The 19,774-nt window shown below is 60.1% G+C and carries 18 protein-coding genes and 1 pseudogene; 11 read left to right on the top strand and 8 right to left on the bottom strand.

The annotated features are described in order from the left end of the window. Positions 1-20: 20 nt before the first annotated feature. The 5 genes from tkt (at position 21) to AC0TNJ_RS16050 (ending at position 4,813) form a co-directional block, all read left to right on the top strand. Entirely contained in the window at positions 21-2,021 is a 2,001-nt protein-coding gene (gene tkt / locus AC0TNJ_RS16030; RefSeq protein ID WP_473771665.1) for a transketolase, read from the top strand. After that, positions 2,018-3,040: a class 1 fructose-bisphosphatase gene (locus tag AC0TNJ_RS16035; protein WP_121986222.1), complete on the top strand. Its 1,023-nt coding sequence runs from the start codon at positions 2,018-2,020 to the stop codon at positions 3,038-3,040. The genes tkt and AC0TNJ_RS16035 overlap by 4 nt, the downstream gene beginning before the upstream one ends. Positions 3,041-3,072: 32 nt before the next feature. Further along, positions 3,073-4,137 (top strand): class II fructose-bisphosphate aldolase, encoded by a 1,065-nt coding sequence (gene fba, locus AC0TNJ_RS16040; RefSeq protein WP_006472452.1) that lies wholly within the window; start codon positions 3,073-3,075, stop codon positions 4,135-4,137. A gap of 122 nt (positions 4,138-4,259) precedes the next feature. Beyond that, a complete protein-coding gene (locus AC0TNJ_RS16045) occupies positions 4,260-4,520 on the top strand; it encodes a type II toxin-antitoxin system ParD family antitoxin (protein WP_122001167.1) in 261 nt (86 codons plus the stop codon). Next, on the top strand, positions 4,517-4,813 hold the full coding sequence (locus tag AC0TNJ_RS16050) for a type II toxin-antitoxin system RelE/ParE family toxin (RefSeq protein ID WP_473771666.1): 297 nt from the start codon (positions 4,517-4,519) through the stop codon (positions 4,811-4,813). The genes AC0TNJ_RS16045 and AC0TNJ_RS16050 overlap by 4 nt, the downstream gene beginning before the upstream one ends. A gap of 60 nt (positions 4,814-4,873) precedes the next feature. Here the strand turns inward: AC0TNJ_RS16050 and derI are convergent, their stop codons facing one another. The 8 genes and pseudogenes from derI to AC0TNJ_RS16090 all read right to left on the bottom strand — a co-directional run. Beyond that, complete coding sequence (gene derI, locus AC0TNJ_RS16055; protein WP_176023832.1) at positions 4,874-5,329, bottom strand: D-erythrulose-4-phosphate isomerase; 456 nt, start codon at positions 5,327-5,329, stop codon at positions 4,874-4,876. 11 nt (positions 5,330-5,340) lie between these two features. Further along, positions 5,341-6,111: a triose-phosphate isomerase gene (locus AC0TNJ_RS16060; RefSeq protein ID WP_473771667.1), complete on the bottom strand. Its 771-nt coding sequence runs from the start codon at positions 6,109-6,111 to the stop codon at positions 5,341-5,343. Between the two features lie 13 nt (positions 6,112-6,124). Beyond that, on the bottom strand, positions 6,125-6,889 hold the full coding sequence (locus AC0TNJ_RS16065) for a DeoR/GlpR family DNA-binding transcription regulator (RefSeq protein WP_473771668.1): 765 nt from the start codon (positions 6,887-6,889) through the stop codon (positions 6,125-6,127). A gap of 87 nt (positions 6,890-6,976) precedes the next feature. Next, complete coding sequence (locus AC0TNJ_RS16070; protein WP_473768261.1) at positions 6,977-7,927, bottom strand: sugar-binding transcriptional regulator; 951 nt, start codon at positions 7,925-7,927, stop codon at positions 6,977-6,979. Between the two features lie 27 nt (positions 7,928-7,954). Further along, positions 7,955-8,887, bottom strand: coding sequence for a sugar phosphate isomerase/epimerase family protein (locus tag AC0TNJ_RS16075; protein ID WP_473771669.1), 933 nt, complete (start codon positions 8,885-8,887; stop codon positions 7,955-7,957). Positions 8,888-8,894: 7 nt separating this feature from the next. After that, complete coding sequence (locus AC0TNJ_RS16080; protein WP_473771670.1) at positions 8,895-10,403, bottom strand: glycerol-3-phosphate dehydrogenase; 1,509 nt, start codon at positions 10,401-10,403, stop codon at positions 8,895-8,897. A 12-nt stretch (positions 10,404-10,415) separates the two neighbouring features. Then, positions 10,416-11,969 carry an FGGY family carbohydrate kinase gene (locus AC0TNJ_RS16085; RefSeq protein ID WP_473771671.1) on the bottom strand — a complete coding sequence of 518 codons (1,554 nt, stop codon included), beginning with the start codon at positions 11,967-11,969 and terminating at the stop codon, positions 10,416-10,418. Between the two features lie 641 nt (positions 11,970-12,610). Continuing rightward, positions 12,611-12,722, bottom strand: a pseudogene (locus AC0TNJ_RS16090) (ATP-binding protein); the annotation flags it as partial. Between AC0TNJ_RS16090 and AC0TNJ_RS16095 the strand changes: the two are divergent. The 6 genes from AC0TNJ_RS16095 (at position 12,702) to AC0TNJ_RS16120 (ending at position 19,755) form a co-directional block, all read left to right on the top strand. Continuing rightward, a complete protein-coding gene (locus AC0TNJ_RS16095; protein ID WP_473771672.1) occupies positions 12,702-13,355 on the top strand; it encodes a DUF2291 domain-containing protein in 654 nt (217 codons plus the stop codon). The pseudogene AC0TNJ_RS16090 and the gene AC0TNJ_RS16095 sit on opposite strands and share 21 nt — an antisense overlap. Further along, entirely contained in the window at positions 13,352-14,896 is a 1,545-nt protein-coding gene (locus AC0TNJ_RS16100; protein ID WP_122001159.1) for a sugar ABC transporter ATP-binding protein, read from the top strand. The genes AC0TNJ_RS16095 and AC0TNJ_RS16100 overlap by 4 nt, the downstream gene beginning before the upstream one ends. A 125-nt stretch (positions 14,897-15,021) precedes the next feature. Further along, the gene (locus AC0TNJ_RS16105) at positions 15,022-16,062 is read left to right on the top strand and encodes an ABC transporter permease (protein ID WP_473768256.1); all 1,041 of its coding nucleotides are present in this window, start codon (positions 15,022-15,024) and stop codon (positions 16,060-16,062) included. A gap of 160 nt (positions 16,063-16,222) precedes the next feature. Continuing rightward, positions 16,223-17,170: a substrate-binding domain-containing protein gene (locus tag AC0TNJ_RS16110; protein WP_473771673.1), complete on the top strand. Its 948-nt coding sequence runs from the start codon at positions 16,223-16,225 to the stop codon at positions 17,168-17,170. Between the two features lie 186 nt (positions 17,171-17,356). Further along, positions 17,357-18,211 carry a DeoR/GlpR family DNA-binding transcription regulator gene (locus tag AC0TNJ_RS16115; protein ID WP_122001156.1) on the top strand — a complete coding sequence of 285 codons (855 nt, stop codon included), beginning with the start codon at positions 17,357-17,359 and terminating at the stop codon, positions 18,209-18,211. Between the two features lie 29 nt (positions 18,212-18,240). Further along, complete coding sequence (locus AC0TNJ_RS16120) at positions 18,241-19,755, top strand: FGGY-family carbohydrate kinase (RefSeq protein ID WP_473771674.1); 1,515 nt, start codon at positions 18,241-18,243, stop codon at positions 19,753-19,755. Positions 19,756-19,774 lie beyond the last annotated feature (19 nt).

Consider the following 19,774-nt stretch of genomic DNA (forward strand, 5'->3'; position numbering starts at 1 on the left):
TTGGCAGGAGGTTGCCGCCGATGAACTTCGCCCCGCCCGTAACAGATATGCTGCAACTCGCCAACTGCATTCGCGCTCTCTCGATCGATGCCGTCGATGCCGCCAATTCCGGCCATCCGGGAATGCCGCTCGGCATGGCGGACGCCGCAGCCGTTCTGTTCTCGAAGCATCTGAAATTCGACGCTTCGGCACCCAACTGGGCGGACCGTGACCGTTTCGTGCTTTCCAACGGCCATGGCTCGATGCTGCTTTACAGCGCGCTTTATCTGGCAGGCTACAAGGACGTGTCCATCGACGAGCTGAAGAACTTCCGCCAATGGGGTTCCAAGACCGCCGGTCACCCGGAATATGGCCACACCGAAGGCGTCGAGCTGACCACCGGGCCGCTCGGTCAGGGGCTTGCAAGCTCGGTCGGCATGGCAATCGCCGAACGCGCGCTTGCCGACCAGTTCGGCAAGGATATTGTCGATCATCGCACCTATGTTTTCTGCGGCGACGGCTGCCTGATGGAAGGCGTGGGACAGGAAGCGATCTCGCTTGCCGGCCATCTTCGCCTCGGCAAGCTGATCGTGCTTTACGATGACAACGGCATCACCATCGACGGCAGCACGGAAATCGCCTTCACCGACGATATTCCGGCCAAGTTCAAGGCCTGCGGCTGGAATGTCGAAAAGGTCGACGGCCACGATCACGACGCCATCGATGCCGCGCTGACGCGCGCAAAGGCACAAGCAGACCGCCCGACACTGATCGCGCTCAAGACCGTCATCGGTTATGGCTCGCCCAACCGCGCCGGTACGAGCGGCGTTCATGGCGCGCCGCTCGGTGCCGCTGAAAATGCCGCCACCAAGGCCGCGCTCGGCTGGACGGCGGAAGCCTTTGAAATTCCTGCTCCCTTGCTCAATGCCTGGCGCGAAGCCGGTGCGCGCGGCGCCTCCGAACGCGAAGCCTGGCAGAAGCGTGTCGACGCGCTGCCTGCAACCGAACGCGCCGAATTCGACCGCCGTATCGCTGGCGTCCTGCCGGAAGGCTTTGCTGCGGTTGTCGCGGACGCCAAGCAGCGCCTTCTCGACAAGCCGCAGAATGTCGCGACCCGCAAGGCAAGCCAGATCGCGCTTGAAAGCCTGACGGCGGCGCTCCCGGAAATGATCGGCGGTTCGGCCGACCTTACCCACTCGAACCTCACCCGCGTTCCGGCTGTCGACAGCGATTTCACGCCGGAAAAGAGCGGCCGCTATGTCAGCTACGGCGTGCGTGAGTTCGCAATGGGCGCGGCCATGAACGGCATTGCCGTCCATGGCGGTTTCATTCCTTACGGCGGCACCTTCATGGTGTTCTCCGATTATGCCCGCAACGCCATCCGCCTCTCGGCGCTGATGGGCGTGCGCGTCATCCATGTGCTGACGCATGACTCCATCGGCCTTGGTGAAGACGGCCCGACGCATCAGCCGGTCGAACATCTGGCCAGCCTGCGCGCCATGCCGAACCTGCATGTGTTCCGCCCGGCGGATACGATTGAAACGCTGGAATGCTGGGCTGTTGCGGTTTCCGATCCGCACACGCCTTCGGTGCTGGCCCTGTCGCGCCAGAATGTGCCGCAGCTTCGCACCGACAATGGCGAGAACCTTTCCGCACGCGGCGCCTATGTGCTGCGCGAAGCGAAGGGCGAGCGCCAGATCACATTGCTTGCCACGGGCACCGAAGTCTCGCTCGCTGTGAAGGCTGCCGAAAAGCTTGCCGAGGAAGGCGTCGCAACCGCGGTCGTCTCCATGCCGAGCTGGGACCTGTTCGAAAAGCAGAGCAAGGAATACCGCAAGGGCGTTCTGGGCGATGCGCCGCGCATCGCCGTGGAAGCCGCAGGCAAGTTCGGCTGGACGCGTTATGTCGACAGCGAAGACGATGTGATCGGCATGAACGGTTTCGGCGCTTCGGCCCCTGCCGAAGTGCTCTATGAGAAATTCGGCATCACGGCAGAGGCGATTGTCGCCCGCGCAAAATTCTTGCTGGAGCAGGGTAAATGACGATGGCTGGCAATTTTTCTCCGCTGGTTCTGGTGGGCGATAGCGACCGTGTGGAAGCAGAAGCGGTCGGCGCCTATCTCGACAACTGGGCTGGCAAGGACGCTTTGCGCCTTGCGACCGCCGATGCGATCAAGGCTATTCTGGCTGGCGCGACGCGGCTTGCCGGTCGCATCGCCCGCGGCTCGCTGCCCGGCGATCCGGGCAAGCTCGTTGGCGTCAACAGCGATCAGGACCAGCAGAAATGCATCGATGTCGGTTCGCACAACCTGTTCGTCGAGTTGCTGATTGCGGCGGGTGCCGCCTCCGTTCTTTCGGAGGAAGCTGATCTTCCCGTTGCAGGCAAGGCCGATGGGCTGATTGCTGTCGCCATCGATCCGCTCGACGGTTCGGGCAATGTGGGCCTTGGCGCGCCGCTTGGCACGATCTTCTCGATCTTCCCCGCCGATGTGGAAGAGCCGTTCTTGCAGCCCGGCAACCGCCAGATTGCAGCGGGTTATGTGTCCTACGGCAATTCGGTCGATCTCGGCTTTTCGGTCGGCGAAGGCGTGATCTTCGCGACCTTCGATCCGGCAAGCGGGATTTTCCACATAACGCGCCGCAATGTGACGCTGCCGGAACGCACGTCCGATCTGGCGTTCAATGCGTCCGTTTATCGTCACCTGTCCCCCGGCATGAAGGCCTATGTGGACGATGCCTATAACGGCAAGGATGGTCCGCGCGGGCGCAATTTCAACATGCGCTGGCTTGGTGCGGCGGTGGGCGACATGCACCGCATCATGCAGCGCGGGGGCCTGTTCTTCTATGTGAATGACAGCCGCCCCGGTTACGAAAAGGGCCGCCTGCGGCTCGTCTACGAAGCCAATCCGATTGCCTTTCTCGCCCGCGAGGCGGGCGGGAAGGCAACCAATGGTGCAATGCCCATCCTCGATATCGTGCCGCAAACCTATCACGAGCGCAGCGCGCTGGTGTTCGGTGTGGCCGAAGAGGTGGATATCCTCGGCGAATATTTCGCGAAATAGTCTGATAGTGGGAATTCAAGGGAGTCTGGAAAATGGCGCGCATTACGCTGCGGCAATTGCTCGATCACGCCGCTGAAAAGGGTTACGGCGTACCGGCATTCAACATCAACAACATGGAACAGGCGCTGGCCATCATGGAAGCGGCGGATGCCGTCGATGCGCCGGTGATCCTGCAGGCTTCGCGCGGCGCGCGCGCCTATGCCAATGACATCATGCTCCGCCACATGATGGACGCGGTTACGGAAATCTATCCGCATATCCCCGTCTGCGTTCACCTCGACCATGGCAACGAAGCCGCCACCTGCATGACCGCCATTCAGGCAGGCTTCACCTCCGTCATGATGGACGGCTCGCTCAAGGCCGACGGCAAGACCCCCGCCGATTGGGACTATAACGTCTCGGTCACGCGTCAGGTCAGCGAGATGTCGCATCTGGGCGGCATTTCGGTGGAAGGCGAACTCGGCGTTCTGGGCTCGCTCGAAACCGGCATGGGCGATGCCGAAGACGGCCACGGTGCGGAAGGCGTGCTGTCGCACGACCAGCTTCTGACCGATCCAGACGAAGCCGTGAAGTTCGTGCGCGAAACCAAGGTCGATGCATTGGCAATCGCCATGGGCACCTCGCATGGCGCCTACAAGTTCAGCCGCAAGCCGGACGGTTCCGTGCTCGCCATGCATGTGATCGAGGAAATCCATCGCAAGCTGCCGAACACGCATCTTGTCATGCACGGCTCGTCTTCCGTGCCGGAAGAATTGCAGGAAATCATCAACAAATATGGCGGCCAGATGAAGCCGACCTGGGGCGTTCCGGTCGAGGAAATCCAGCGCGGCATCAAGCACGGCGTGCGCAAGATCAATATCGACACGGACAACCGCATGGCGCTGACCGGCCAGATCCGCCGCGTCCTGCAGGAAGACCCGAGCGAGTTCGATCCGCGCAAGTACCTCAAGCCTGCAATGGCTGCGATGACCAAGCTCTGCAAGGAGCGTTTCGAGCAGTTCGGCACCGCCGGTCATGCGGCTTCCATCCGCCCGATCCCGCTATCCGACATGGCAAAGCGCTATCGCGATGGCTCGCTGGACCCGAAGTTCAGCTAAATCTTGCCGTTACGACAATAGAAAAGCGGAGGGGAAACCTTCCGCTTTTTTGCTTTTGAAGGGCGTTGATAATAGTTGATAATGGCCTTATCCTGCGATCACGCAACCAATGGAGGCCAACCATGATTAGCGCAGACCTTGGCAAGCAGCTTGAAAGCTACGTCCAGGACCTTGTCGATACGGGTCGATACGGCTCGAAAAGCGAGGTTTTGCGAGAAGGCGTGCGTCTGGTTCAGGAGCGGGAAACCCGGCTTGCTGCGCTCGACGCCTCGATCATGCGCGGGATTGCCGACGCTGATGCGAACCGCACATCCGGCTCGGAGGAAGTTTTCGGGGCCTTGCGTAAACGCTATCAGGCAATGCTGCCGGACACGACCGAATGAAGGTCCATTTCACGGACGAAGCGACGGATGACCTCCTGCGGATAGGCGACTATATCGCGAGGGACAATCCGCTCAGAGCTTTATCCTTTATTGATGAAATGGAACGGGAATGCCTGGCGCTTGCTGCCTCTCCAAAGGCTTTTCCCATAGTGCCCCGCTATGAAAAGCAGGGCATTCGCCGCAAGATCCATGGCAATTATCTGATCTTTTACCGTGTGGATGCCGACCAGTTGGTTGTCGTCCATGTCCTGCACGGCGCAAGGGATTATGCCGCCATAATTCCTGAAAATTGAGGCGTTCAGTTCACACCGGCCCGAAAATCATTTCCGGGCCGGTGTAACAAATCCGGGCAATCAGGCCTTGTTGTACTTCGCGTCAACTTCGTTAATCGCGTTGACATTGCCAGCCGAACGGCCGTTTTCGTCAAAGGTCTGCGCGAGGAAGGCGTCGGCAATGGTCTTGGCCACTTCCGAACCGATGACGCGGGCGCCCATGGTGATGATCTGGGCATTGTTGGAAAGCGCTGCGCGCTCTGCCGAATAGGTGTCGTGCGTGAGTGCTGCGCGGATGCCCGGAACCTTGTTGGCGGCAATGCACACGCCGATGCCGGTGCCGCAAACGAGGATGGCGCGGTCATAGGTGCCGTCGAGAACGGCGGACGCCACGCGGTCGGAAAGATTGGCGTAGAATGCATCCGCGCCAGCGTCCGTGCGCGAGATTTCCGAAACCTCGAAACGGTCCTTGAGATAGTCGGCGAGAACCTTGGCCAGACCTTCGCCGGCGCTGTCGCCTGCTACTGCTACTTTCATGATGTTACTCCTTAATTGGATGCGATTTTTCTGGCGCACTTGTCCAGAATGTCGAGATAGCCTTCCACGTTCCACGCCGAACGGCCGATGAACAGGCCGTCGATATGCGGGCAGGCAATGAGTTCCTCGCAATTGCCGGAATTGACCGAGCCGCCATAAAGGCAGGGCACGCGGCGTCCGAGCACGCTTTCGGCAACCGCGATGATTTCCGCCTGACGCGCATCGGCGTAATCGGCGGAAGCCGGGATGCCGTTCTCGCCAATGGCCCAGACCGGCTCATAGGCGAACAGGATTTCAGCCTGCTTCTGGTCGTCGGAAAGCTTGGAAAGGGCGCCGCGCACTTCTTCTTCCAGCACTTGCGCCGCGCGTCCGCTTTCGCGGTCTTCCAGCGTTTCGCCGATGCAGATGAGCGGGATCAGGCCGTGGCGCACAGCGGCTTCGACCTTGAGGCCAACCGTTTCGTTGGTTTCGCCGAAATGCTCGCGGCGCTCCGAGTGACCAAGCTCAACAATGTCGAGATTGCAGTCTTTCAGCATCAGCGGCGAAATTTCGCCGGTCCATGCGCCCTGATCGGCCCAGTGCATGTTCTGCGCGCCGACCTTGACCGAGGTGCCGGACAGGATTTCCTTCACTTCGCGAACGGCGGTGAACGGTGGAATGACAAAGCGCTGGATATCGGCGGAACGACCGCCATCGGCAGCTTTCAGCGCTTCCGCGAAGACGCGGGCCTCGGCCAGCGTCTTGTTCATTTTCCAACTCGTTCCAACCCAGAATTTGGTCATGCGTAACTGTTTCCTAGTCTGCTGCTATTGTCAGTCTGATCCCGGCCTGCTCAAGATCGGCCAGAACGGTCGCGCTGGGAGAGGCGTCGGTGATGATCGCGTCGAAATCCGACAGGTTGGCCATGACGTGGAGGGCAGGGCGCCCGAACCGCTGGTGATTGACCAGAAGGCAGGTGCGGGCGGCGGATGCCGTCATGGCGCGCTTGGTGCGCACCACGTTTTCGTCCATGTGATAGACAAGCTGCCCGTTGACGGCGGGCGACGAAATAAAGGCGATGTCTGCACTCAAATGCGACAGCGCCTCTTCCGTCAGGATGCCGAAAAAGGCGTTGAACTTGGCTGAATAGGTTCCGCCGAGCGCAATCAGATTGATCCCGTTCTCGCCCTTCAGCTCGTCGACGATGACGGCATTGTTGGTGATGACCGTCAGCGGGCGCTTTTCCAGCAGCATGCCGCCAAGAACCGCCGCCATGGAGCCGTCATTGACCATCACGGTCATGCCCGGCTCCACCAGTTCCAGCGCTGCGCGGGCCATCTTCTGCTTGGCTTCGCCATCCTGCCGCTCGCGGAAGCGAAAATCGCTCTCGAACTGGGTGCCGGTATCGATGGTGGCGCCGCCGCGCACCTTGCGCAGCACGCCTGAATGTTCCAGCGAATCCAGATCGCGGTGGATCGTCATCTTGGAAACGGCAAACCGATCCGCCAGGTCGTCGAGATCGACGGCCTGATTTTCGATGAGAAGGTTTATGATCGCCTGTCTTCTGTCGTCGCGCTTCACGCTGTTTCCGATCTGTTGGCGGAACATGTATCGCATGAAGTTAGATCACAAAATCACAAAAAAATCCATGATAAAAATGTGATTTTGTTATTTTCCATTCGGTTGTTGAACAAGGGTCCTGGCTGTGCGCTCATCGGTGATGAGGCCGTAGAGACGCCCGCTTTTCAGCACGGCGCGAATGGCTTCGGCTTTGGAAATTCCGCCGGCAAGCCCGATGATTCGGCTCATATCGGCGTTTTCCACTGAGGCGGCGATGGTGCGGGCGGTAAGCGCGGTTTCGAGGCGCTGGCCGTTTGCATCGAAGAAATGCCCGAGCATTTCGCCGACGCCGCCAAGGTGGGCGATCTCCTCGACTTCGCTCAATTCTATCATGCCGGATGTGACGAGCTGCGCCTGCGCATCCACGGTGCCGATGCCGACGATCTTCAGTTCGGCGCGGCACCCCATGTCGAAAACCGTGGTGACGCCGCGCTGGGCGAGCAGCACTTCACGGTCTTCCGCCGTGTTGGCGAAAAAGGGGACCGGCATCACATAAGCGGGCATGCCGGTTTTTTCCGCGATGCGGTGCATCACATCATGCGGATTGGCGGCGAAATTGCGCGTCAGGCCACCGAGCAGCGAAACGAAACGCACATTGCTGGCCGCGACGCGCGGCATATAACTGACGGCTGCGGACAGCGTGCGGCCATGGCCAATACCGATGACTTCATGATCGCCATGCTCGATCTCGCGGCGCAGAAAATCCGCGCCCGCATGGCCGAGGACCATCAAGGGCAGGCCTTCCTCGCCAATGTCCGGTGCGACCTCGCAATAGTCGAGGCCATACATGTCGGCGAGGCGATTTTCGAGGTCGATGCATTCGGTAATGTCGCCATCGATGCTCACCTTCACCGCGCCGTCGGCAACGGCCTTGGCAATCAGGCGATGCGCCTTCACCGATGGCAGGCCGAGCCGCTTGGCAACGGCTGACTGGGTCATGCCGCCCACGAAGTGAAGCCAGGCGGCGCGCAGCGCCAGTGAATCGTCAGCATCTGCCATTGAAAGCGGTCCGGTTCCTTAAATTGTCTATATCTTCAAGTCCTTAGCGCCGGTGTCAATGTGGGGAGCCCAGAAAGCCACACTTTCCGCAATCTGCGGAATGACTTCGCGGTCGTTCGGCTCGCGTTCCTTGAAGGAAAGCTCAAGGCAGATTTCATTATCCACCGCGCCGCCTTCGGCAAAGGCTTTCAGGAGCGGTTCCGGCTGGATGCGGCCCTTGGCGTTGAACGCGGCGGTGAACGGGCGATGCCCGCCCTTATCCATCAGGCTCTGCTTGATATGGATGATCGGCGAGACTTTCGGCACGGCCCGCGCCCAGGCATAAGGGTCGTAGTCGTCCGGGTTGGACGAGGTCACGTCGCCATGGTCGATATCCGCCATCATCCACATGGGGATCGCCATGTCGGCGGCGGTGAGACGGTCCTGAAGCCTCATGCATTCGGCAATCGTCTCGCCGAACTCGCGCCCGATGCTCATCGGCTCCCAGAACACATAGTCGAGACCTGCACGGCTCGCATGGTCGGCGACCTCCGCCCAGCAGTCGATGGCGATCTTGATCAGCTCTTCGCGGCGCGCCGGGTCATCGAAATCCTTATAGGTGAAGATCGCGAACTGCGTGCCGACCGACTTGCCGCCGAGATCACCGATAATGTCGGCAAAGGTCTTGAACCAGTCGACATAATAGCGGCGCACGTCCGCATCCGGATGGCCGAAATGGTTAAGGCGGCCATAGGGTCCGGTCATGCCGGAGGTGACGCGAACGCCGGTGCGCTGCAAGGCCTTGTCCATGTCGCGGGTGAGGCGGCGGATGGTCGAAGCCTGCCAGCTCGGATTGATGAATTCATGGGTCAGCTGGAGGTCGCGCAGGCGCAGGTCGCGGGCAACCGTTTCGATCAGGTCGTCCGGCTCGGCAAAGCGGTTGACCAGCGGATTGGTGTTGAGCGAAAGCGTAAGGGCCATGTCGTCCTCAAGCAACTAGATTGGCGTTGTCGAACCATTCCACGAAAGCGGCGCGTTCGGCTTCGGTCAGGTGCAGGTAATGCTTGGTGCGGCGATAGAGAATGTCTTCCGCCGTCTTCGCCCATTCCTTGGCCACCAGATAGCGCACTTCGGCCTCATGGAAGTTGCCGCCGAAATGACGGCCAAGCCCTTCGAGGTTCTGCGCGCCTGCAACAACGTCCTTTGTGCGCGCGCCATAGAGACGGCCATAATGATGGACAAGCGTGCGCGGCATCCACGGATAGGTATCGCGTAAGGTATTGGCGAAGGTTTCATAATCGGCATTGGCGATTTCGCCGCCCGGAAGCGGTGCGCCATGCGTCCAGTCGCCGCCCATCTTCGGGAAGATGTGCTTGAGGCGATGCATGCCGCGCTCCGCCAACTCACGGAACGTGGTGATCTTGCCGCCAAAGACGTTCAGCAGCGGCACATCGTTGGTTTCGTCGAGGTCGAAGACATAATCGCGGGTAACGGCGGAAGGATTGCCCTTGCCGTCATCGAACAGCGGACGCACGCCGGAGAAGGAATGCAGCACGTCCTCGCGGCGCAACTTTTCCTTGAAATAGCGGTTCACGGCGGTCAGCAGATATTCGATTTCCTTCTCATCCGCCGCAACATCTTCCGCGCGCCCTTCATAGGCAATATCGGTGGTGCCGATCAGCGCCTTGTCGCCCTCATAAGGGTTGATGAAGATCACGCGCTTGTCATGGTTCTGGACCAGATAGGCATTCGCGCCCGACCAGAATTTCGGAACGATGATGTGGCTGCCCTTGACGAGGCGCACATTGCGCGACGAGTTGGAACCGGCGACATTGTGGATGACGTCCGTGACCCAGGGGCCGGCGCAATTGACGATGCAGCGGGCGCGGAACGTGCGGGTCTCGCCGGTATCGCGGTTCTTCGTTTCCACGATCCAGCCGCCTTTTTCGCGACGGGCGGAGACGACAGGCGTGCGGGTGAGGATGGTCGCGCCCTTTTCGGCGGCGCCCACCGCATTGAGCGCTACAAGACGGGCATCGTCCACCCAGCAGTCGGAATATTCAAAACCCTTGGTGTACTGGTCGAGGATCGGCGTGCCTTCCGGGTCGCGGCGCAGGTCGAGCGTGCGCGTGCCGGGCAGTTTCTTGCGGCCGCCGAGATGGTCGTAGAGGAACAGGCCGAGCCGCACCAGCCAGGCCGGGCGGTCCTGCGGGCTGTGCGGCAGCACAAAGCGCATCGGCCAGATGATGTGCGGAGCGGCATTGAGCAGCACTTCGCGCTCGATCAGCGCCTCGCGCACAAGGCGAAACTCGTAATATTCGAGGTAGCGCAGACCGCCATGCACCAGCTTGCCGGATCGCGACGATGTGCCTTGCGCCAGATCGTCCTTTTCGGCCAGCACGACCTTGAGGCCGCGCCCGGCAGCGTCGCGGGCCACGCCCGCGCCGTTGATGCCGCCGCCGATTACAAACAGGTCGCAGGTTTCCGGTTCAGCCATTTCAATGTTTCCTTATTTGCCGGAAGCGAGCTTGTCCCAGACTGGCGTCAGAGCCAGTCGCGCTTCCCGATAGGCAACGAAAAGTTCTTCATACTGATGCGCCCGCGCCGCATCCGGCGCTTCGCTCGCGCCGAGCAGAGGCTCCACCCATTCGGCAATGCAGTCGTCCATGCTCGGATAGGCGCCGATGGCCACAGCGGCCATCATGGCGGCTCCTGCCGCGCCCGCTTCCTCGCGGGAAGAAACGCGCACCGGCGCATTGACCGCCGCCGAAAGCGTGCTGCGCAGCGCCTTCGAGCGCGCCGCGCCGCCGGTGATGCGCAGTTCGGAAGGCATTTCGCCCATGGCGGCGTAGCAATCGCGGGTCGCCATGCCGAGGCCTTCAACGACCGAACGCACCAGTTCCGGGAAACGGTCGCGGCTGGAAAGGCCGATGAAACCGGCCCGCGCATCGGCATTCACGAAGGGGCCGCGCTCGCCTGCTTCCGAAATATATGGATGGTAGAGGATTGCGCCCGGACGGCTGGCGTTGAACCAGTCGTCGAGGCGGGGAATGAGATCGCCAAGCGAAACCGGCTTTTCCGGCGTCGACATAAGGTCGGCTGCAACCTGCAATATCCAGTCGATATTGATGGTCGCGCCCATATTGGTCTGCACCTGCGTGACGATGCCGGGAATGGGCAGCGCGATGACGTAGCCGGTGCCTTCCTTGTTCAGATGAATATCGGCGACCGGCTTGGCGCGCATATGCACGCCGGTCGAACCGATGGTCGAGCATCCGGCGCCAGCCGTGCCGCCGCGCACGCCAGCTCCAAGAGCCGTCATCGCCATGTCCACATAGGCAAGGCTCACCGGCGTTCCGGCGCGCAAACCGGTCGCAGCAGCCGCTTCGGGGGAAAGCGGATGCTGGACCTCTGTGCCGTCGATAATCTCGGGCAGCAGATTGCGGCGCTTCTGCAAGCCCAGCGCTTCGATGACCACATCGTCATACCGACGATCGCGGAAATTGCCGAAGGTAAAGCTTGCTTCCGACGGATCGGTGGCGCGAACGCCGGTCAGGTTGAGATAGAGCCAGTCCTTGCAGTGAAGGGCTGCTTCCGCATTGTTCAGAAGCTCTGGCGCGGTAGCGTCCATATGCGCCATCTGCGAGCCCTGCTGGCAAGTGTTCAGTCCCGTGCCCGTCGCTTCAAAGCGCGCGCGGTTCATCGGGCCTGCGGCAAGCCGTTTCACTGTGGATGCGGCGCGGGCATCGAGCCACAGCCAGGCGTCGCCAACCGGCTGGTTGTCGCGACCGACCAGCCAGGTGCCGTCGCCCTGTCCGGTGACGGCAATCGCCGCGGTGCGTTCGGCAAGGTCCGGCAGCTTGGCGCCAAGGTCGCGCAATGCGCGCGCGCAGTCCTGCCAGGTCTGGGAAAGCGACTGGGTAACCGCGCCATGATCGCCGGTATCATATCTGTTGCGGACCGCCGCAGAATCGATCTGCCGCCCGCTGAGGTCGAAAGCGACCGCCTTGAGTACGGACGTGCCCGCGTCGATCCCGATGATGATGTCACCTGTCTTACGCATGGCGGATATGTGCCTTCATTGACATTTGGATTCCTCCCGCGACTGAAAATACATCGCTCGCGGCCCCGTTTATAATGAAATCGGGCAATGGCGTAAGCTGGAGATAACATAACGCTACCACCTTGTCTGTAAAATTTTCGAGAGTGCGCATTTTTTTTCACCAAACAGTGAATGCGGAGAAAATCGCTAGGCTGCCGCTTGCGATTTTCTTCCGGATTTTCCGCCGTCCTTCCGCTTCTTTTGCGCGGTGACGACGAGTTAATGTATTGAATATAAATCATAATAATTGAAGCGAGGGTTTTGGCTTCACTCAGATTTGTCGTGAGTGGCCGGGCAGGGAATGCCGCGTCATGTAACGGATTATGTAGTGGATTTCGCTGGATCGTGATCGCGATTCAGCGTGAAATTATGCTAATTCACCGGCGTTTGGAAAACATCGGATTGACAGCTTTCGAGCTTTATAACATCATTATTGGAGTTAATAACACGCCGCTATCATAAGTTCTGATCGCGGCGCATCTGTTTCCAGGATGCACGGAGGAGCGGCCCTGGAATTCACGCGGAGGATATCATGCTCTCGTCTGTCGCATCTTGCACCGCTCCGGCGGAGGCTTTCGTCTACCCGACGAGCGCGGAAGCGATGATCGGGGATGATCTCCGGGCGGTCTGATTTCAGCCGCATCTTCTGTTTCAATAACGACAATCCGGCAGAATTGCTGAAGGCGTTTGATAATGAGTGCACAAACCAGTCAAGTTTCACAAAAACCCGCCAAGCTGAGCCGCGCCATCGTCTGGAGTGTGATCGCTGCGGTGGTGGTTGTCGGTGCGATTGCTTTCGACACGAAGGTCGTGAAGATCGGGTCTGAATCCGATGTGCGCCAGCAGGCTTTCTCCCCCGATGCCTATGGCGCTTCCGAATTCCCCAAGGTGAAAGCCAGCGTCGAGCAGCGCGCCGTCGATGCCGTCGAAGTGGGAACGGCTCTCGCTGCCGATAAGGCCGCTGCCGGAAAGAAATATGGCGTGGGCGACGTCAATCCGGTCATTCCGGTCAAGTTCTCCGGCACGGTCGAAGAGCGCAAGTCCAACTACAATGTCGTGAAGGTCGACGGCCTGCCGGAAGGCGTGGTGATCCGCGTCCAGACCGGCCCGGCCGTCAACGGCACGGACCTGCGCGACGCCACCGGCGAGATCCAGTTCGGACAGTTCAAGAACCAGATCGAGTATCAGAATGCCGGTTCGGCCCTGAACAACGAGATGAAGAAGCAGGTGCTTTCGGGCGTCGATGTCGAGAACCTCACGGGCAAGACCGTTTCCGTTGTCGGCGTGTTCAAGGTCGTCAATCCGAAGAACTGGCTCGTCACGCCGGTGGGGCTCGAAGTGAAATGAGCGCCGCTCCCAAAATTGAAGGCAAAAATGGCGATGTCGTTCTTGCCGCACATAACGTCGCCAAGTCCTACGGTCGCATTCATGCGCTGAAAGGCGTGAATTTCGAAATCCGCCGTGGCCAGGTCACGACGCTTTTCGGCGAAAATGGCGCCGGTAAATCGACGCTGATGAAAGTGCTGTCCGGTGTCATCCAGCCGACTTCCGGCACGATCATCCTCGACGGCGAGCCGGTGACGTTCAATTCGTCCACCGACGCGCGCGACCACGGCATTTCGATCATCCATCAGGAACTGAGCCTCGCGCCCAACATGAATGTGCGCGATAACATCTTCATGGGACGCGAAATCCGCACCGCCACCGGCGTCGATTTCGCGGAAGAAGAGCGGCTGACGCGTGAACTTCTGAAGGAACTGGAAGAAGATATCGATCCGCTGACGCCGGTCGAGGAACTGCGCCTCGGCCAGCAGCAGGTGGTGGAAATCGCCCGCGCGCTTTCGGTCAATTCGCGCATTCTCATCATGGACGAGCCGACTTCGGCGCTCAGCGCCTCGGAAGTCGAGGTTCTGTTCAAGGTGATCCGTGACCTGACGGCGCGCGGCGTCGCCATTGTCTATATTTCGCACCATCTGGAAGAAGCGCTGCAGATCACCAATCATGCGGTTGTGCTGCGCGACGGAACCATGACGGCCTATGCGCCGCGTGAGGAAATCGATCTGGAATGGATCGTGCGCAACATGGTCGGCGAGAATTTCGATCTTGGTTCGCCGCCCGAAGGCTATGAATGGGGCGATGTGGCGCTCTCCGTCGAAAACCTGACCGTTCCCGATCCGGGCGGCGCAGGCTTTTCGCTTGTCGACCGCATGTCGCTCAATGTTCGCGCCGGTGAAATCGTCTGCATTTACGGTCTCATGGGTGCCGGTCGCACGGAGCTTCTGGAAACCGTTGCCGGTCGTCTCAAGGCGAGCAGCGGGCGCGTTCTCCTGAAAGGGCAGGACGTTTCCGGCCTCACCATCGCGCAGCGTATCGAGAAGGGTCTTGTGCTGGTGCCGGAAGATCGCCAGCGCGACGGTCTCGTGCAGACGATGACGGTCGGCAAGAACCTGTCGCTCGCCAGCATTGCGGAAATGACCAAGGGTCTTTTCACATCGCGCAAGCGCGAGAAGCAGATCGTCGATCAGTCGATCAGGAATGTGCACATCAAGACCGATGGCGGCGAAGCGGCAATCGGCTCGCTTTCCGGCGGCAACCAGCAGAAGGTCGTGATCGGCAAGATGCTGGCGACCGAGCCGGAAGTCATCCTGCTTGATGAGCCGAGCCGCGGCATCGACATCGGCGCGAAGGCGGAAGTGTTCAAGCTTCTGGCCGAAAAGGCGAAGCAGGGTCTGGCCGTGGTCTATACGACTTCGGAAGTCGGCGAATGCCTCAGCATCGCGCACCGTATCATCGTCATGCACCGTGGGCGCATCTCCGCCGAATTCGGATCGGACGTGTCCAAGGAGAAGATCATGGCCGCCTCGGGCGAAGCCATGGTCGGTCACTAAAGCATTTCCAGCAAAAACGCGAAGCGGTTTTGCGTTGGATAAAGCGTAAAAACAAATAGATAGAGCGGTTCCAGCGCCCCCCTTTTACTGGAAACGCTCTAGAATAGTTATGGAGCACTGATAGAATGTCAGTCACAAGCACCAACAAGGAAACAGCGGCTCCGAACGGCGCGAAGCGGAAGCCCAGCCTCGTGCATCTTCTGCTCGAAGGCCGCGCGTTTTTTTCGCTGATTGCGATCATTGCAGTTTTCTCGTTCCTTTCGCCGAATTATTTCACGGTCGACAACTTCCTCACCATGTCGTCGCACGTGGCGATATTCGGCCTGCTTGCCATTGGCATGCTGCTTGTCATTCTCAATGGCGGCATCGACCTTTCGGTCGGTTCCACGCTGGGGCTGGCCGGTGTCGTCGCCGGTTTCCTGATGCAGGGCGTTACCTTGCAGCAATTCGGCGTCATCCTCTATTTCCCGGTCTGGGCGGTGGTTATCATCACCTGTGCGCTTGGCGCATTCGTCGGCGCGGTCAATGGCGTGCTGATCGCCTATCTGCGCGTTCCGGCCTTCGTTGCGACACTTGGCGTTCTCTATTGCGCCCGCGGCGTAGCGCTTCTGATGACCAATGGCCTGACCTACAATAATCTCGGCGGACGCCCGGAGCTTGGCAATACCGGCTTCGACTGGCTCGGCTTCAACAAGCTGTTCGGCGTGCAGATCGGTGTTCTGGTTCTGGTCGTTCTCGCCATCATCTGCGCCATCGTTCTCAACCGCACTGCATTCGGCCGCTGGCTCTATGCATCGGGCGGCAATGAACGCGCGGCTGAACTGTCCGGCGTTCCGGTCAAGCGCGTGAAGGTGTCGGTCTATGTCATTTCCGGCATCTGCGCTGCTATCGCGGGTCTGATCCTTGCGTCGCAGCTCACCTCCGCTGGCCCGACGGCAGGCACCACCTACGAACTGACGGCAATCGCTGCCGTGGTTATCGGCGGCGCTGCGCTCACTGGGGGGCGCGGTACTATCCAGGGCACACTTCTCGGCGCTTTCGTGATCGGTTTCCTTTCCGACGGCCTCGTGATCATCGGCGTGTCCTCCTACTGGCAGACCGTCTTTACCGGCGCGGTTATCGTGCTCGCGGTTCTGCTCAACAGCATTCAATATTCCCGGCGATGATCGGTAGCGGCTCTGCCCACCGTTCCGGGCGGGGCCGCAGAAATTCCGGGCGTATCGAAAGGTTTCCAGAAAGGCGCATGATCTCGACAACGGCCTGATGGAAATAAGTACCGCCGGGGAACCGGCATAACGCAAACGAAAATTTTAAGGGAGTGAGACCATGTTCAAGAAGGGAATGCGCGTTCTGTTCGCCGCGGCGGCAGCGTTGCCTCTCATCGCCAGCACGGCCTGGGCCGAAGGACTGATGACGATCATCGTCAACGATCCGTCCAACCCGTACTGGTTCACCGAAGGTGAAATCGCCAAGAAGACCGCCGAAGGTCTCGGCTATAAGGCTGTTGTCGGTGGCCACAAGGGCGACACCAACACCGAAAGCAACCTGATCGACACCGCCATCACCAACAAGTCGGTTGCCATCATTCTCGACCCGGCCAATGCGGACGGCTCGGTTGGTGCGGTCAAGCGCGCAATCGCCGCCAATATCCCGGTTTTCCTCGTCAATGCGGAAATCAACCAGGAAGGTCTGGCCAAGGCGCAGCTCGTTTCCAACAACGCGCAGGGCGCAGCCATCGGTGCCACCCAGTGGGTCGAAAGCGTTGGCGAAAAGGGCAAATATGTCGAACTGTTCGGCGCGCCTTCCGACAACAATGCCGCAACGCGCTCGAACGGCTATGAAACCGTTCTGTCGCAGTATCCCGATCTGGTAAAGGCTGGCAAGGACGTCGCCAACTGGGACCGTACCCAGGGTCACGACAAGATGCAGGCCCTGCTTCAGGCCAATCCGGACATTATCGGCGTTATCTCCGGTAACGACGAAATGGCTCTCGGAGCGATTGCCGCTCTGAAGAAGGCGGGCAAGCTGGATCAGGTCAAGGTTGGCGGTTTCGACGGTTCGCCGGATGCGGTTGCAGCCATCAAGGCCGGTGAGTTGCAGTACACTGTTCTGCAGCCGGTTGCCGTGTTCTCGGAAGCTGCCGTCAAGCAGGCCGACAACTTCATCAAGACCGGCAAGACCGGCGTGGATCACGAAAAGCAGCTCTTCGACTGCATCCTGATCACCAAGGACAATGTCGACAAGTACACCTCGGCGTTCGTTCTCGAACAGTAAGGTTTGAACAAGGCGCATCCCGACAGCCAAAGCGCTTTCGGGGTGCGCATTTCCAGAAGTCCCTCTCCGCAGACAAGTCCCATGCAATCACTCGCTGGATTTTGGGGCTGAAGACCGCGCAATATGAAGCCTATCAGGCGATTCCGAAGCTTTCGGAACGCGCAAGCAAGGGGACAAGTGGCAGGCATGGCAGTGAGCAACAAAGCAAGCATTGACAAGCTGATGACGGATCAGGTGCCGAACGACAGTCGGCATGCGCGTCAGCTCGTCCGGCGCCAGCAGATTGCTGAAACTGTAATGGCCGAAGGCTCGATGCGTATCGAGGACCTGACCGAACGGTTCGGCATCAGCCTGATGACGGCGCATCGCGACGTCGATGAACTGGTAAGCCGCGGCCTGTTTCGCAAATCGCGCGGCATCGTGTCGGCAGCGCCGACCAGCCTGATCGAAGCAAGCGATCTTTATCGCGTGACCCGCCAGTCGGAAGAAAAGAAGCTGATTGCCGAAGCGGCGATGCAGTTCGTCGAACCCGGCCAGGCGATTTTCTTCGACGATTCAACCACCGTCCTCCAGATGGTGCCGCATTTGCAGGACAAGGGTCCGCTGACCGTCATCACCAATTCACTGATCCTGATGAACGAGGTGCGCGACATCAAGGATGTGACGCTGCTCGGTCTCGGCGGTCAGCTCTATAACTGGTGCAATGCCTTTGTCGGCGGCATGACCATCCATGAAATCCGCCGTCTTCGCGCCGATGTGGCCTTCATATCGATTGCCGCGATCACCGATGATCTTCTGTTTCATCAGTCACCGGAAATGGTGGAGACCAAGCGCGCCATGCTGGATTGCGCCGCCAAGCGCATCCTGCTGGCCGACCATACGAAGTTCGAGCGCCGCGCTCTGCACAATTTCGGGGCGCTGACCGATTTTGATGTCGTCATCGTCGATGAGAACACGCCCTTTGCGCATATCGAGCGCATGGAGGCGCAAGGCATCAACGTGGTGGTTGCCCGCGCCGGAACAGGCGGAAAGCAAGAATAGCCCGCGCTTATTTATCAGGAATACGATACATGCCTTCTCTGCTCGGAATCGATAGCGGCCTCACCGTCACCAAAGCCGTATTGTTCGACGTTGACGGAACCACCCTTGCCGTTGCGCGCCGCCGTGTGACGCAATCGTTCCCGCGCCCGCGCCATGTCGAACGCGACATGGCCGAATTCTGGAATGCGACCGCCGACGCGATTGCGGAAGCCATCGCCAAAAGCGGGCGGCCCGCTTCCGACATTCTGGCCATCGCCACCACCGCGCATGGCGACGGCATCTATATGCTGGACAAGGACCGCCAGCCGCTCGGCGCGGGCATCCTCTCGCTCGATAGCCGCGCCGTCGATGTGGCGGAGCGCTGGGTCAACAGCCCCGTCGCCGACCGCGCCATCACTATCACCGGCCAGTTGCCCCATGCGTCGGCACCATCGGCCATTCTGGCATGGGTGAAGGAAAACGAACCGGAACGCTATCACCGCATCGCCCATGTGATCGCCTGCAAGGACTGGCTGCGCTTTTGTCTCACGGGTGACGTGGGCACGGATCGCACCGAAGCCTCCACCTCGTTCACCGATGTGAACACGCAGGAATATTCGAAGGAAGCGCTCGCTCTGTTCGGGCTTGAGGCGCTTTGGGATGCGCTGCCGCCCATGTCGCGTTCCGATGAGATTGTCGGCAAGGTCTCGGCTGAATGCGCGAAGCGCACCGGCCTTGTCGCCGGTACGCCGGTTGTCGGCGGGCTGCATGACGTGACGGCCTCCGCACTCGGCGTCGGCGGGCTTGGCATCGGAACCGTTGCCGTGGTTGCGGGGACTTATTCGATCAACGAAACGCTGTCGTCCGAACCGCGCGTCGACAAAAGCTGGTTCTGCCGCAACGGTATTGCGCCGGGCGAATGGAACAACATGTCGATCTCGCCTGCATCGACCGCCAATTACGACTGGTTCCTCGACAAGCTCTGCCCGGCAGAACGGCGCGAGGCAGAGGAAACGGGACGCTCTATTCACGACATGCTGCGCCCGGAAATCGATGCGGCATTGGCCAAACCTTCGACGGCGATGTTCCATCCTTATCTGTTCGGCTCGCCCTATGGGGCGATGGCGAGCGGCGCATTCTTCGGTCTGCGCGGCTGGCAGGATCGCGGCGACATGCTGCGTGCTGTCTGGGAAGGCATTGCCTTCAACCACCGCATCCATGTCGACCACCTGAAGGACGGGTTTGCAATCTCCGCCGCACGGCTTACCGGCGGCGTGTCGCGCAGCCCGGCTTTCGCGCAGATGTTCGCCAATGTGCTGGGCATGCCCGTGACCGTGACGGATACGGACGAAGCCGCAGCATGGGGCGCCGCCCTTTGTGCTGGCAAGGGTGCGGGTGTTTTTGCCGACGTCTACAGCGACCCGCGCGATCTCGATGCCATAGGCCGCACCTATCAGCCGGACGCGGAGCGGAGCGCGCTTTATGAAAAGCGCTATCAGCTGTTCAAGGAAATCGCATCGGCGCTCGGACCGATCTGGCCGAAGATCGAAGCCCTCACGGATTGAAATGAAGGGCGTTCTTCGC

The organism is Ochrobactrum sp. PL_is483 (assembly GCF_055816855.1).